We start from the raw sequence: 13976 nt of genomic DNA, 5'->3' as shown, positions 1-13976 counted from the left end.
CTGTTTCTAAAGTGGGTTCGCCTGTCCGTTCGACAAAATTTTTTCCGTCATCGGGCATACCAGGGTCCCGGGATCGAGATTGTGACATGGGTTCCCCCGTTTCCGCCACCGGCATCGGCGGTCCCGGCTCCCGTTCCGCCCTTCGCGGGTCCGGTTTGCATGGTCGCCCCGATCTGCCTGAGCAGCCCCTTGATGAGCCGAAGACCGAGGCCGCGATCGGTGTTGGCGCCGGACATGCCGACGCCGTCGTCCGAAACCTCGAGCACCGCCTCGTCGCCCCGGGCGCGCAGGCTGACCCGGATCGTCCCGGCCCCCTCCGGGAAAGCGTGCTTGAACGCGTTCGCCACCAGTTCGTTGGCGATCAGCCCCAGGGGAATGGCGGTGTCGAGGTGGCAGAACAAGGCGTCCCCTGCGACTTCCAGGTTGACCCCGGGAGGATTGCCGAAGGTGCGGGCCAGCGCGTCGCACAGCCCGCGCAGCTGGCGTCCGAAGTCGATCCGCGAGAACTCCTTCGAGGCATAGACCTGCTCATGGATTCTGCCCATGACGCCGATCCGCTGCCCGATGATCTCCATCCGGTCGCGGGCCTCCTGATCCTCGATCTGCATCGCTTCGAGCTGGATCAGGCTCCAAACTACCTGGAGGTTGTTCTTGACTCGATGATGCACCTCCTGGAGCAGTTCCTGGCTCTCGGCCAGCGAGGTGGCCAGCCGGTGCTGGGTTTCCTTCAGGTCGGTCACGTCCAGGGCGACGCCGTCCCACGCCGTCTCGTTCTCGCCGGTCAGCGCGGGGCGCGCCATGACGCGGACCCACCGGACCGGGCCGGCGGTCGGCCCGATCCTGGCCTCCAGGTGCCGGGGCTCCAGCGGCGTCTTCTCGGGAGCCGGGGCTTGGCCGCCGCCGGCCGGCCGGAAGATCTCCCGCCAGCCGTCGCGGTCCTCGGGATGGATCAGCAGCTCCAGCTCGTCGGCACCCGGCGGCGCTTCCGGCATTCCGCCGGCGAGGTTGTTCAGCCCGGCGCTCAGATAGGGATAACGTACCGTGCCGTCGGGATCCCTGACACGCCGGAAAATCACGCCGGGCAGGTTGGCGGCCACGTCGGCGAGCCGCCGCTCGGCCATCCGCTCGCCTTCCAGCGCCAGCAGCCTGCGCTCCATGGCATGCCGGCGGTTGGCGTTGCCGACCAGCAGGGCGCCCAACCAGACGGTGGCGGCCAGCGCGAGCAGACCGCCGCCGGTCACGGCCATCAGGGACCGGCGCATGGGACCGGCCACCGTCTCTCCGGGAGCCCCCACCACCACGGTCCAGCCGGTCAGCGGCGACGTGACGAAAGCGGTATAGACCTCCTGGCCCTCCTGGTTGCGGGCGAAGAAGAAGCTTTTGTCGCCCTGGTCGATCCGCTGGCGCAGCGACTCGGTCACCGGCTTCCCGACGAACTCCTCCTGCCGGCGTGTCCGGGCGAGGATCACCCGGTCGGTGTCGAGGGCAGCACCGAACCAGTCCGCCGGCATTTTCGGACCGCCCAGCGCCGCGCTGAGCGCCCGGCTGCGCAACGCGGCCGACAGGGCATAGACGGCCGTGCCGTCCCGCAGCACCGGGACCACGATCGAAACGAAGGGCTCGCCCCGCGAGTCGTGCCTGACCTCGCTCACCATCGGCAATCTTGCCGTCACGACATCGAGAACCATGTCGGCCGGCGGGGGAGCGGTGGTCGCATCCGCGTTCCCGCCGTCGGCGGGCAGGGTGAGCAGCGGAGTCCCGTCACCGGCGCGCAGCAGCCGCAGGGACAGCCAGTTCGCCCGGCTTTCCAGCAACCGTCGTGCCACCACCGCGAAATTGACGATGTCGTTGTCGTCGAGATGGATCGAGGTCGCCAGCGACTCCAGCCCCGCGATGTTGGACACGAGTTCCCGTTCCAGCGCATCCTCGAGTGCCGCGGCGGCATGGTTGAGCATGTTCTCGACCGTCTCCTTCTGCTGACGGTCGAACAGCACGACCATGGCGCTGGAAAACGCCAGGATCGGCAGCAGGACGGCCGTGGTGAGGACGACGACTTGGAGACGCTGCTTCATGGCGGGCTTGAACTCGAATCTGCCCGGGTCCGCCGGGGCGGGAGCGGCTGCGGACGACGTCTGCGGGGCCAAAAGGCAACTCTTATCCGGTTTGGGTTAACGGCGACAGTCGGTAGTTCGTCAGACCTCGGAACCCGGGGCCACGACACGCCCGGGATGGCCCTACTCCCCCATCCACCAGGCATCGATCACCATGCCGTAGACCGGAGTGACCGCCGGCCGGCGGAGCCGGGACCAGTAGGCGACCCGGTCGTCCGGCAGGTGGTAGAGCGGAACGGCATAATGTCCCCAAGTCAATGCCCGGTCCAGCGCGCGGACCCGGGCGACCAGGTCCGCCCGGTCCCGGGCCATGCCCAGCCCGCGCGCCAGCGCGTCGATCGCCGGGCTGCGGATCCCGGCATAGTTCCGGCTGCCCTCCTGGTCGGCCGCGTCGCTGCCCCAATAGTAGAGCTGCTCGTTGCCCGGCGACAGGGTGGAGGTCCAGCGGTTCAGCGTCATGTCGAAATCGAAGGACTCCAGCCGCGCCTGGTACTGGGCGCTGTCGACCGTGCGGACGCGCGCCGAGACCCCGATCCGCCGCAGCGCCCTGGCGAATTCCAGCGCCACCTTTTCGTCCCCGGGCGACACCAGCAGGATCTCGAACTCCATCGCGACGCCTCCGGCGTCGACCAGGCGGCCGTCCCGGACGGTCCAGCCGGCCTCCGCCAGCAGTTCCTGGCCCCGGCGCAAATTGGCGCGCAATCCCGTCGGCCCGCTTCCGTCGGTCGCGGGCGGGACATGGGCCGGCCCGAACGCCTCGGCAGGCAGATGGCCGCGCAACGGTTCCATCACCGCCAGCTCCGCCGGGCCGGGCGGACCGGCCGCCGCCAGTTCGGAATTCGGATAGTAGCTGGCCGTGCGCCGGTAGGCGCCGTGGAACAGCGTCCGGTTGATCCACTCGAAGTCCAGCGCGAAGCCCAGTGCCTCCCGCACCTTCGGGACCGCGAACCAGGGGCGTCGGGTATTGAAGATCAGGCCGCGCATCGGCTCCGGCCTGCCGTGGGGCAACCGCTCCAGCGTGACCCGGCCGTCGCGCGCGGCCGGAAAATCATAGCCGGTGGCCCATTTGGCCGGATCGGTCTCGCGCCGGAAATCGTAGGCTCCGGCCTTGAAAGCCTCCAGCGCCACGCCGTCGTCGCGGTAATAGTCGTAGCGGATCTCGTCGAAATTATACTGCCCCCGGTTCACGCCGAGGTCGCGGCCCCAGTAATCCGGCACCCGCTCGTAAGCGATCGTGCGGCCCGGCTCGAACCGGGCGACCCGGTACGGTCCGCTGCCCAGCGGCGGCTCCAGCGTGGTCCGGTCGAACTCGCGGTCCTTCCAATAATGCTCCGGCAGGATCGGCATCAGGCCCATGATCAGCGCCATCTCCCGGTCCATGCCGCCGGCATCCCCGGGATTGCGGGCGAAGGTGAACCTCACGCTCCGCTCGCCGGTCCGGGCGGCGTGGGACACCCGCCCGTAGTAGCTGCGGTGGTTCGGACGGCCGTGGTCGCGCAGCGTGCGCCACGAGAACAGCACGTCGGCCGGCGTGATCGGCACGCCGTCGTGCCAGCGCGCCGACGGGTTCAGGGTGAATTCGACCCACGAACGGTCGTCCGGCACCGTGATGGACTCGGCGATCAGCCCATAGAGCGAGAACGGCTCGTCCCAGCTCCGCTGCATCAGGCTCTCCGTGACGTAGCCAAGCCCCAGCGCCGCACGGCCGCGCACGATGAAGGGGTTGAGCGTGTCGAAGGTGCCCCCGGCGGCGTTGCGGAAGACGCCTCCCCGGGGCGCCGCGGGATCGGCATAGTCGAAATGGTCGAAACCGGCGGGGTAGCGCGGCTCGCCGTGCATGGCGACGGCATGGGCCGGGCGCGGCTCGTCCGCGGCGGCGGGCCCGGCGGGTAGGACGGCCAGGGCGACAGCCAGGACGAGGAGGGCCGCCAGCGGGCGGCGGATCGGAATTCCATACATGGATGGCGAGTGTCGGCATCCGGCCGCCTGCGCGCAAGCCGGATCGAACGGCCGGACTCCCCCGAAGGGCGGCCTCCAACGAAGCAGCACTCAAGGGGTGCGACCAATAGGAGCCGTGACGATGCGCCTATTTGCAAGTATGGCCGGTTTATGGTCTCTACGCTAAACTCCGGCACGCGCCAGAAGCCCGGTGCCAGAAACCTGGCGGAAGAGCCGGCGCGGTCGGGGCCGCGCCAGACCGGCGCAACCGATCGGAACCGAGGGAAAAGTTCATGGATATCTCGAAGATCCCAGTGGGCAACGACGCACCGTGGGACGTCAACGTCATCATCGAAATCCCGATGGGCGGCGAGCCGATCAAGTATGAGGTCGACAAGGAAAGCGGCGCGCTGTTCGTCGACCGTTTCCTGCACACCGCGATGTATTATCCGTGCAACTACGGTTTCATCCCGCACACCCTGTCCGACGACGGCGATCCGTGCGACATGCTGGTGGTCGGCCGCCGGCCGATCCAGCCGGGCGCCGTCCTGCGGTCGCGGCCGATCGGCGTGCTGATCATGGAGGACGAGGCCGGCCAGGACGAGAAGGTCCTCGCGGTTCCGGTCAACAAGCTGCACCCGTTCTACAGCGACGTGAAGTCCTACAAGGATCTCCCCGAGATCCTGCTCGACCAGATCGCGCACTTCTTCCAGCACTACAAGGACCTGGAGAAGGGCAAGTGGGTCAAGATCAAGCGCTGGGGCGACGCCGAGGAGGCCGCCAAGATCATCCAGCACTCGATCGACAAGTACAACGCCGAAGGGTGACCGGATCCCGGGCGATCGACCGGGTGACCGTCCTGCGGGGCGACATCACCCTCTGCCGGGTGGACGCGATCGTCAATGCCGCCAACGGCGCGCTCAAGCGCGGCGGCGGCGTCGACGGCGCGATCCACCGCGCGGCCGGTCCCGACCTCCAGCGCGAGTTGGACGGCATCGGCGGCTGCCCCACCGGCGAGTGCCGGATCAGCGGCGCCTACGGCCTTCCCGCGTCCAGGCTGATCCACTGCGTCGGGCCGGTCTGGCGCGGCGGCTCCGCAGGAGAGGACGAGGCGCTGGCCGGCTGCTACCGCTCGGCCCTGCTGCTGGCGGACCGCCACGGCCTCGCGACCATCGCCTTTCCGGCCATCAGCACCGGCATCTACGGGTTTCCCCCCGACCGCGCGGCGCGCATCGCGGTCGATACGGTGCTGGAAACGCTGGCCGGCCTGCCCGGCATCGCCGAAGTCCGGTTCGTCTGCTTCGATGAAGCCACCGCCGTCCTCTACCGGGGGCTGCTTGGGGCGTAATACCGCACCCGCATGCGGGAAGCTTGAATTGTCGGGATGATCCCGCGCGGGTATGGTGCCGCCCATCAAAGAGACCTCCGTCCCGCCGGCCGGTAGTCGGCACGGGGGCCGGATGGCTTGATCACGATCCGGGACCGGCCATGACCGTTCGCAATCTCGATTCCCTGCTGAAGCCCACGTCGATCGCCCTGATCGGTGCCAGCCGCCAGCCGAAATCCATCGGCGCCGTCGTGGCCCGGAACCTGTTCAACGCCGGTTTCGACGGGCCGGTGATGCCGGTGAACCCGCACGAGCGGTCGATCGAGGGCGTGCTGTGCTATCCCACGGTCGAGTCGCTGCCGATCACCCCGGACCTCGCGGTGATCTGCACGCCCCCCGACACGGTCCCCGACCTGGTCCGCCGGCTGGGCGAGCGCGGCACCAAGGCGGCGATCATCATCACCGCCGGCTTCGGCGAGCTGGGGCCGGAGGGCAAGGCCCTCCAGCAGCGCGTCCTGGACGCGGCGCGTCCCCACCTGATGCGGATCGCCGGACCGAACTGCCTGGGCGTCATGGTGCCCGGACGCGGCATCAACGCCAGCTTCGCCCACGTCAATCCCATCAAGGGCGACATCGCGCTGATCGCCCAGTCCGGCGCCGTCGTGACCTCGATCGCGGACTGGGCGACCAGCCGCAGCGTCGGTTTCAGCCACCTGATCTCGCTGGGCGGGATGGCCGACGTGGATTTCGGCGACCTGCTCGACTACATGGCGGCCGACCACAACACCCGCGCCATCTGCCTCTATGTCGAGGCGATCACCCACGCCCGCAAGTTCATGTCGGCGGCCCGCGCCGCGGCGCGCCAGAAGCCGGTCATCGTGATCCGCTCGGGCCGCACCGACGAGGCGGCGAAGGCCGCCAGCTCCCACACCGGCGCGCTGGCCGGCCATGACGACGTCTACGACGCGGCCTTCCGGCGCGCCGGCATGCTGCGGGTGGTGGAGCTGGACGAGCTGTTCGACGCCGTCGAGACGCTGGCCATGGGCGTGCAGATCACCGGCGACAGGCTGGCGATCGTGACCAACGGCGGCGGCATCGGCGTGATGGCGACCGACACCCTGATCGAGGAGGGCGGCTGCCTCGCCGGGATCGACGAGGCGGTGATGGCGAAGCTGGACGCCGTCCTGCCGCCGACCTGGAGTCGCGGCAACCCCATCGACATCATCGGCGACGCCTCCGGCAAGCGCTATGCCAACACGCTCTCGGCCCTGGTCGGCGACCGCAACCACGACGCGGTCCTGGTGATCAACTGCCCGGTCGCGGTCGCCGACGGGGCCGAGTCGGCGCGCGCCGTGGTGGAGGCCCTGAAAGGCCGCAAGCATCCGGTCCTGACGAGCTGGCTCGGCGACTCCTCCGCGCAGGAGGCCAGGCACCTGTTCGCTGCCAGCCGGATCCCGACCTACGAGACGCCGAGCAAGGCGGTCCGCGCCTTCATGCACCTGGTTCGCTACCGCAAGAACCAGGAACTGCTGATGGAGACGCCGGCCAGCACGCCCGAGCAGTTCCAGGTCGACGAGAAGGCGGCCCGCGCCGTGATCGACGCGGCGATCGCCGACGGCAGGGGCTGGCTCAGCGAGTTCGAGGCCAAGCACGTGCTGGAGGCCTACGGCATCCCGGTGGTCGAGACGCTGAAGGCCCGCACCCCCGACGAGGCGGCGGAGGCCGCGCGCCGGATCGCCAAGCCGGTGGCGCTCAAGATCCTGTCGGTCGATATCATCCACAAGTCCGACATCGGCGGCGTCCAGCTCCACATCAAGACGCCGGAGGAGGTCCGCGCCAAGGCCGTCGCCATGCTGGAGCGGGTCCGGGCGCTGCGGCCCGACGCCGACATCGAGGGCTTCACCGTCCAGGCCATGGCGAGCAAGCCCGGCGCCCACGAGCTGATCGTGGGCGTCGCCGACGACCCGCTGTTCGGGCCGGTGCTGCTGTTCGGCCAGGGCGGCACCTCGGTCGAGGTGGTCCAGGACAAGGCGCTGGGACTGCCGCCGCTCAACACCAATCTGGCGCGCGAGATGATGTCGCGCACCCGGGTCTGGAAGCTGCTCCAGGGCTACCGCGACCGGCCGCCCGCCGCGAACGACCAGGTGGCGCTGACCCTGATCAAGATCAGCCAACTGATCACCGACATCGCCGAGATCGTCGAGCTGGACATCAACCCGCTGCTGGCCGACGACACCGGCGTGCTGGCGCTCGACGCCCGCATCAAGGTGGCGGTGCCGGCCCTCATCCCGGGATCGCGGCGGCTCGCGATCCGGCCCTACCCGAAGAAGCTGGAGAAGCGCGTCAAGCTCAACGACGGGCGGGAGTTCCTGCTGCGCCCGATCCGGCCCGAGGACGAGCCGATCATCCACCGGATGTTCGAACGCATGACCCCGGAGGACATCCGCCTGCGGTTCTTCGCGCCGATGAAGCGCCTGTCGCACCAGATGGCCGCCAAGCTGACCCAGATCGACTACGACCGGGAGATGGCCCTGGTCGCCGTGGCCCAGACGGCCGACGGCCAGGACGAGCTCTACGGCATCGTCCGCATCGCCGCCGATCCCGACAACCAGAAGGCCGAATACGCCGTGATGGTCCGCAGCGACATGAAGGGCAAGGGCCTGGGCTATGTCTTGATGACCCAGATCATCGAGTATGCCCGTTCCCGCGGCATCGGCGAGGTGTTCGGCGAGGTCCTGCGCGAGAACACCACCATGCTGGCGATGTGCCACGAGCTGGGCTTCACCCGGCGGGAGAACCGCGACGAGCCGGGAGTGGTGGAGGTCCGCATTTCCCTGACCGAGCCTTCGGGCAACGCCTGACCGCTCGCTCTCCCGGGGAACCTCCCTCCGCCCCCCGCGTTGGAGAGCCGACGCGGAGGTAACTTGACCGACCAAACGGATACGGACCACGAGGCGGCGCAGCGTCGCCTGCTCCGGCGCAACAGGAGGCTGGCCACCGGGCTCCTGCTGTTCGCGGCCAGCCTGTTCGTGGCCCTGCGCTTCGTGCCGGAGCCGGGATTCTGGACCCTGCTGCTGCGCGCCGCGTCGGAGGCGGCGATCGTCGGGGCGCTGGCGGACTGGTTCGCGGTGACCGCGCTGTTCCGCCGGCCCCTGGGCTTGCCGATCCCGCACACCGCGATCATCCCGTCCAGCAAGGACCGCATCGGCGACGGGCTCGGCAGCTTCGTCGAACGCAATTTCCTGGAGCCGTCGCTGGTGGTGGCGAAGCTCCGCTCGGTCGATCCGGCGGCGCGGCTGGTGCGCTGGCTGAACGCGCCGGGCACGGCGGAGGCCCTGGCCGCCCGGCTGGTCGCGACGCTGCCCGGCGTGATCCGGTCGATCGAGGACCGCGAGCTGCGCGACTTCTTCGGCCGGGCGCTGGGCGAGCAGCTGCGCGGGACCGAGGTGGCGCCGGTCATCGGCAAGGTCCTGGGCGTGCTGGTCGCCAGCGGCCAGCACCAGCCCCTGCTGGAACGCGCGGTGGCCTGGGCGCTCGACCTGGTGGACCGCAACCAGGGCCGGCTGGAGGCGATGGTCGGTCAGCGCAGCGGCTGGTGGATTCCCAAGGCGATCGACCGCCGGGTCGCCCGTTCCCTGAGCAGCGGGGCGCACGACTACCTGAAGGAGCTGCTCGACCCGGCCTCGCCGATGCGCATCCGCATGGAGCTGGCGATCGAGGACCTGGCCCGCGACCTCCAGGACGACCCCGACACCCGCGCCCAGGTCGAGGCGGCCAAGGCCCGACTGCTCGACCAGCCGGAGATCCAGGCCTGGCTGGGCGGCTTGTGGGACGAGGTGCGCCGGATCACCCTGCACGACCTGGAACGGCCCGACGGCCGGACGCGCGAGGCGCTGGTCACCGGCCTGGGGTCGCTCGGGTCGGCGCTGGAGGCGGACCCGGCGATGCGGGCCCGCCTCAACGCCTCGGTCGAGCGGCTGGCGCTGGACCTGATCGCCCCGTGGCGGCGCGGCATCGGCCGCTTCATCGCCGAGGTCGTCCACGGCTGGGATGCCCGGACGGTGTCCGACCGGATCGAGACGGCGGTGGGCAGCGACCTGCAATATGTCCGCATCTCCGGGACCATCGTCGCGGCCCTGGTCGGCTCCACCCTGTTCCTGGCGACCCGGCTGATCGAGTGACGCCGGTCAGCGCCGGCCCAGCGAGTCCAGCAGGGCGGTGGCCGCCGGCTCGCCCAGGTCGGCCGCGCGGCGGTACCAGGCGGCGGCGGCCACCGGATCGCCGGCAACGCCGCGGGCGCCGAGGGAGTGGAGATGGGCCGGGTCCAGGGTCCGGCCGACCTCCAGCGCTCCCCGCGCGCTGCCCTGGGATGCCGCCATCTCGAAGAGCAGCCGGGCCGAGGCGATGTCGCCCAGCGCCATCAGCCGATGGCCCCGCTCCAGCAGCGACTTCTCGGCGATCGCCGGAATCCGCGGTTGGGACGGCGTTTCCGGCGGCGGGGCCGGAGGCGGTTCCACGACGATGACCGGAGCGGGCGCAGGCTCCTCCGGGACCGGCACCGGCGGCGGCTCCGTGAGCGCCGGCTGCGAGTCGAAGGGCTCCACCAGGTCCTCGAACGACGGTGGCTCGATCACCGGGTCGTCGAACGACGGCAGCTCGATCAAGGGGTCTTCCAATGCCGGCTCGGCGAGCGCCGGCTCCTCAAGCGTGGGCCGATCGGCCGGTATCTCCTCGGGGGGCATCTCCTCGGGGGGCACCGGTTCCGGGACCGTGTCGGATGCGGAGTGATCCGCCTGGGGCTGCGGCTCCTGCGCCGGCTGCTCGTCCTCCAGTTCGGCCAGCATGGCCGCCGGCTTCGACACTCCCATGCCGGAACTCCCTTCCGGCACGACCGAGCTGACGATGACGGCGTGGGGGTTTTCGGAGACATGCACGGTCGGCACGTCATATTGTGGCTCGGGCGCAATGAAGGCGGTCGCGATGACCGCCAGGGCGATGCCGGTGGCCCATGGCAGCGTCCGGCCTCGGGGCGGTTCCGGCTGGACGCGGTTCCCGCCGCACGGCAGCGTCCATGCCGTCGGGTCCGGAGGAGCGTCGTAGTCCACCGGAAGCTTGGCGCGGCGCTCGGTCGTCGCCTGCGTCCGCAGGTCCTCGAAGACTTCCTGCATCGAGCGCCGGGAGGCCGGGATGCAATGCGCCGGGTCCGGCCGCGGCGCGACCGGCGCCAGGTCGAGCGGTTGGAACATGGGGAAGTCCGAAGCCGGCTCGGCCATCGCGGCCACGCGCACGGCCCGGCTGGCGCGGGCCAGCATGATCGCGTCGGCGGTCAGGCGCTCGATCTCTCCCGGTATGCCGCCGCTCCGGGCGACGATCCGCCGTACCGTGCCGGGCGCGATGTCGGCGGCCTCGCCGCGGGCCGCGACCAGGGCGGCGATGAAATCCCCGGCCGCGCCGTCGGAGAGCGGGTCCAGGTGGATGCGGGCCGTGACCGCGCCGCGCACCGGCTTGGCAGCGGAACGGACCAGGGCCTCCACCAGAGCGGTGCGCCCGGCCAGAAGCAGGGCGACCGGGCCCTCGCGGGTCAGCACGGCGAGCCGGTCGAGCGTCGCCCCGTCGAGGGTATCGGCACCGTCGACGATCAGCAGCGCCTGGGGCACCGGAGCGCGGATGCCCTTCGGCGGCGATGTCCTGCGGGCGAATTCGTTCGCCAGCCGGGTCAGTTCCTCCGCGGCCGCGCCTGCAATGGCCACCGTTCCCAGGGCGGCGAGCAGCCGTTCGGAGTCGGTTGCCGGCCGGATGTCGGCGGGGGGCATGGCAGGGGGCATGAAGGCGCACACGGTACCCTGGGCCTTCTGGCGTTCCGCCAGTTCGCGGACCAGCCGGGACTTGCCGACCTCCGGAGCACCGGTGAACAGCACCAGAGGATGGGGGCGCATCAGGGCGGCGCGGATCTGCTCCAGGGTCTCGTCCCTGCCCCCGCCTGGCCAGAAAGGCCGGTCGACATCGAGAATACTAGTATCGTTCATTGAGCCGGAACACGAAGCCATCTTGCGCTGCCCCTTCGAAAGGGCCTTGGACGGAAACTGTTCCCGTCGCGGCTCTCCACCGTGGAGAGCACGTCTCCCGAGGCTAGCAGAGGAGAAGGCGGTTGTGGTCCGCGCAGCAGTCCATGGACCACCGGTATACCACTTTAGATTTCAGTAATCCTGAAATATGCCTCGACCAGTGGTGTTCCTGATCGGAAAACCTCACTGGGAGGAAAATGGCGCGAGTGACGGGACTTGAACCCGCGGCCTCCGGCGTGACAGGCCGGCGCTCTAACCAACTGAGCTACACCCGCGTCGTGGGGACGCGTATCTACGACCCTGCGGAGGCGTTGTCCAGAGCCGATTTCCATTTTTTTCGCCGAGCGTGCATTTTTCATCAGGGACGACCGCTTGACAGGTCGATGACAAAGGCACATCATAAAGATGTAGCAAGAACGAGGAGGTCGTCAGATCAGGATAAACTTCTCCGCGGCCGGTTCTCCGGCCAGAATCCAGAAGATAGGCCAATGGCCGATTGATTGGAGGGTGAGTAAAATCCATGAGTCCGCCGGCGATTACATGAGTTTGCCGTTGAATCGGCACCTCACATGCTACCAGATTTGATCCGGTATTGCACCGGTTTGCGGTAATGTCTTAACCGCTTCCGAACCCCCGCTGCCCGAGAGCATGCGGGGGTTCCTGCTTTTCCAGGCCGGATTTACCGCCCCCGTTCAGCGATCCGGGCCTGCCGGCTGGCTGCCGTGCAGTTCGCCGCTCCCGGCTTCGGAACTGCGGCCGCCCGATTTCTCCACCCGCAGTTCCTCCGGCCCGGGCGCCAGGGACCGGAAGCTTGAGGCATCCTCGCCCGGCTTCTTGACGTTCAGCCGGTCGTCCGCGATCTCCAGCACGCCTTCGGCCCCCGCGACCTCGTCGGCGCGGCTCCAACCGGGCTCGAGATAGGCGGTTCCCAGGCTCTCCAGCCCACCGGGCCGGTGCCGGTCGATCACCGCGAGCGCGCGGTCATGGCCCGAGGCGGCGGTCTCGACCACGACGATGGAGCCGCCCCGGCGGAGTCCCTCCACCGCGCGCTGGGCGACCTCCAGGGTTATCCCGCGGTCATGCAGGACCTGGATCAGTTCCCGGTCGCGGATCCGCTCGGCGAGCGGACCGATCACTACGATGGGGCCGAGACCCGAGACATTGACGTCGTGCTTTCCCGGACGGTCCGTCGGGAGATCCCCGGCGGTCGCCGTCCCGTGCCGCCCGGCCGCGTGGGGCGACAGGACGTTGACCGCGCCGTCGCCGAAGCCTTCGGCGCCCAGTTCGTCCATCACGCGCAGGGCGGTATCGAATCGGGTGTAGAGAGCGACCAGGTGCGCCTCTTCCATGGTCTCGGCTCCTTCCAGTCAGGGCAGTTGGTCGATCCTGGATCAACCGCCCCCGGCGAAGACGGTTCCGGCGCGCGGTGCCGGGGCGGATTTCCGTCGATCTTGTGACAACAGGCCGCACGGCCCGGCGCATGGTTTGGACAGCCCCGCGGGACCGCATCGTGTAGCTTTCGCACAAGCCCACATGCGCGCCCTGTCAAGTCATGGAGATCCTGGAATGGACGTCTATCTGAAGCCCCTTGCCGCCGGCGTTCTCGCCCTGGTCGGCCTGCTGGTCATCGTCGCCCTGTTCGTCACCCACCCGACCTGGCTGGTGCCGACCATGGTGGCCGCCGCCGCGGCGAACATGGTGATCCTGCTGATCGCGGCGCAGTAACGGTACGTTTCCTTCCCGTCCGCCGGCGGCATCGCGCGGCGGTTCGGGTCCACCTGCCGGCCCGGCCCCGGCGGCCGGAGGGGCGGGAGGGCCTGAACCGCCGCGGCGCGACCTTTCAGGTCCCGACCGCCTGGAGCATCCGGCCGCCCGAACTGTCGGAATTCCGGCAGTGGACCATCGTGAACATGCCGAACGGCGGCAGCTTGGCGATCGTCACGATCTCGATCCCGGCGTTCGACAGCAGCGGCGACATGGGCATGTCGGCGTGCCAGCCCAGCAACTCGGCGAAGTTGGCGATCATCCGCTCGAACTTCAGCCGCAGGCCGGCCTTCTCCGCCGAGAAGTGGTTGACGATGTAGATGTCGCCGCCCGGCTTGCAGACCCGCTTCAGCTCGTCCATGACGGCCTGGGGGTCTTCCACCACGGTCATCACATACATCGCGACGACCACGTCGAAGCTGTGGTCCTCGAACGTCATCTTCTGGGCGTCCATCTCGACCAGGCTCTCGACGTTCCGGATCCCTTTCTTGGCGACCCGCTCGCGCGCGATGTTCAGCATCTCCTCCGACGCGTCGATGCCGACGATCGTGTGGTCGGGATTGTAGTCCGGCAGGGACAGGCCGGTGCCGACCCCGACTTCCAGGATGCGGAGCTTCTTGCGCGCATTGATCCGGTCGAGCGTCTGCTGGCGCCCCGCCTCGAAGCTCTTGCCAAAGACGAGATCGTAGACGCCGGCATAACGGCGGTAGGCAGCGCGTACGGTATCTATGTGCATGTTCTTGTTCTGTCGTTGAGAAACCAGACGGGTTT

Annotated in this window: 10 protein-coding genes and 1 tRNA gene; 5 read left to right on the top strand and 6 right to left on the bottom strand. The window is 69.3% G+C overall.

The genetic code is table 11. The annotated features are described in order from the left end of the window. Positions 1-47: 47 nt before the first annotated feature. Entirely contained in the window at positions 48-2072 is a 2025-nt protein-coding gene (locus tag JL101_RS36730) for a sensor histidine kinase (protein WP_323374700.1), read from the bottom strand. 162 nt (positions 2073-2234) lie between these two features. Beyond that, positions 2235-4070: an extracellular solute-binding protein gene (locus tag JL101_RS00150; protein WP_203098666.1), complete on the bottom strand. Its 1836-nt coding sequence runs from the start codon at positions 4068-4070 to the stop codon at positions 2235-2237. Between the two features lie 272 nt (positions 4071-4342). Here JL101_RS00150 and ppa point away from each other — a divergent pair, with 272 nt between their 5' ends. The 4 genes from ppa to JL101_RS00130 all read left to right on the top strand — a co-directional run bounded on the left by ppa (position 4343) and on the right by JL101_RS00130 (position 9557). Continuing rightward, positions 4343-4876, top strand: coding sequence for an inorganic diphosphatase (gene ppa / locus JL101_RS00145; RefSeq protein ID WP_201076340.1), 534 nt, complete (start codon positions 4343-4345; stop codon positions 4874-4876). Next, positions 4873-5397 (top strand): macro domain-containing protein, encoded by a 525-nt coding sequence (locus JL101_RS00140; RefSeq protein WP_228435211.1) that lies wholly within the window; start codon positions 4873-4875, stop codon positions 5395-5397. Before ppa ends, JL101_RS00140 begins: the two co-directional genes overlap by 4 nt. A gap of 140 nt (positions 5398-5537) precedes the next feature. Further along, positions 5538-8237 carry a bifunctional acetate--CoA ligase family protein/GNAT family N-acetyltransferase gene (locus JL101_RS00135; RefSeq protein WP_203098665.1) on the top strand — a complete coding sequence of 900 codons (2700 nt, stop codon included), beginning with the start codon at positions 5538-5540 and terminating at the stop codon, positions 8235-8237. A 63-nt stretch (positions 8238-8300) separates the two neighbouring features. After that, positions 8301-9557 (top strand): DUF445 domain-containing protein, encoded by a 1257-nt coding sequence (locus JL101_RS00130; RefSeq protein WP_203098664.1) that lies wholly within the window; start codon positions 8301-8303, stop codon positions 9555-9557. Between the two features lie 6 nt (positions 9558-9563). Here the strand turns inward: JL101_RS00130 and JL101_RS00125 are convergent, their stop codons facing one another. The 3 genes from JL101_RS00125 to JL101_RS00115 all read right to left on the bottom strand — a co-directional run bounded on the left by JL101_RS00125 (position 9564) and on the right by JL101_RS00115 (position 12790). Next, a complete protein-coding gene (locus JL101_RS00125) occupies positions 9564-11402 on the bottom strand; it encodes an ATP-binding protein (RefSeq protein WP_203098663.1) in 1839 nt (612 codons plus the stop codon). 237 nt (positions 11403-11639) lie between these two features. Next, positions 11640-11716: transfer RNA gene (locus JL101_RS00120), tRNA-Asp, on the bottom strand. A gap of 417 nt (positions 11717-12133) precedes the next feature. Next, the gene (locus JL101_RS00115) at positions 12134-12790 is read right to left on the bottom strand and encodes a hypothetical protein (RefSeq protein WP_203098662.1); all 657 of its coding nucleotides are present in this window, start codon (positions 12788-12790) and stop codon (positions 12134-12136) included. Between the two features lie 217 nt (positions 12791-13007). Here JL101_RS00115 and JL101_RS00110 point away from each other — a divergent pair, with 217 nt between their 5' ends. Further along, complete coding sequence (locus JL101_RS00110; protein WP_203098661.1) at positions 13008-13166, top strand: hypothetical protein; 159 nt, start codon at positions 13008-13010, stop codon at positions 13164-13166. A gap of 115 nt (positions 13167-13281) precedes the next feature. Here the strand turns inward: JL101_RS00110 and JL101_RS00105 are convergent, their stop codons facing one another. Next, the gene (locus tag JL101_RS00105; protein WP_203098660.1) at positions 13282-13941 is read right to left on the bottom strand and encodes a class I SAM-dependent methyltransferase; all 660 of its coding nucleotides are present in this window, start codon (positions 13939-13941) and stop codon (positions 13282-13284) included. Positions 13942-13976 lie beyond the last annotated feature (35 nt).

Source organism: Skermanella rosea (genome assembly GCF_016806835.2).
GTDB lineage: Bacteria > Pseudomonadota > Alphaproteobacteria > Azospirillales > Azospirillaceae > Skermanella > Skermanella rosea.
The sequence above is the reverse complement of the archived record's forward strand: the minus strand, read 5'-3'. Positions and strand labels throughout refer to the sequence as shown.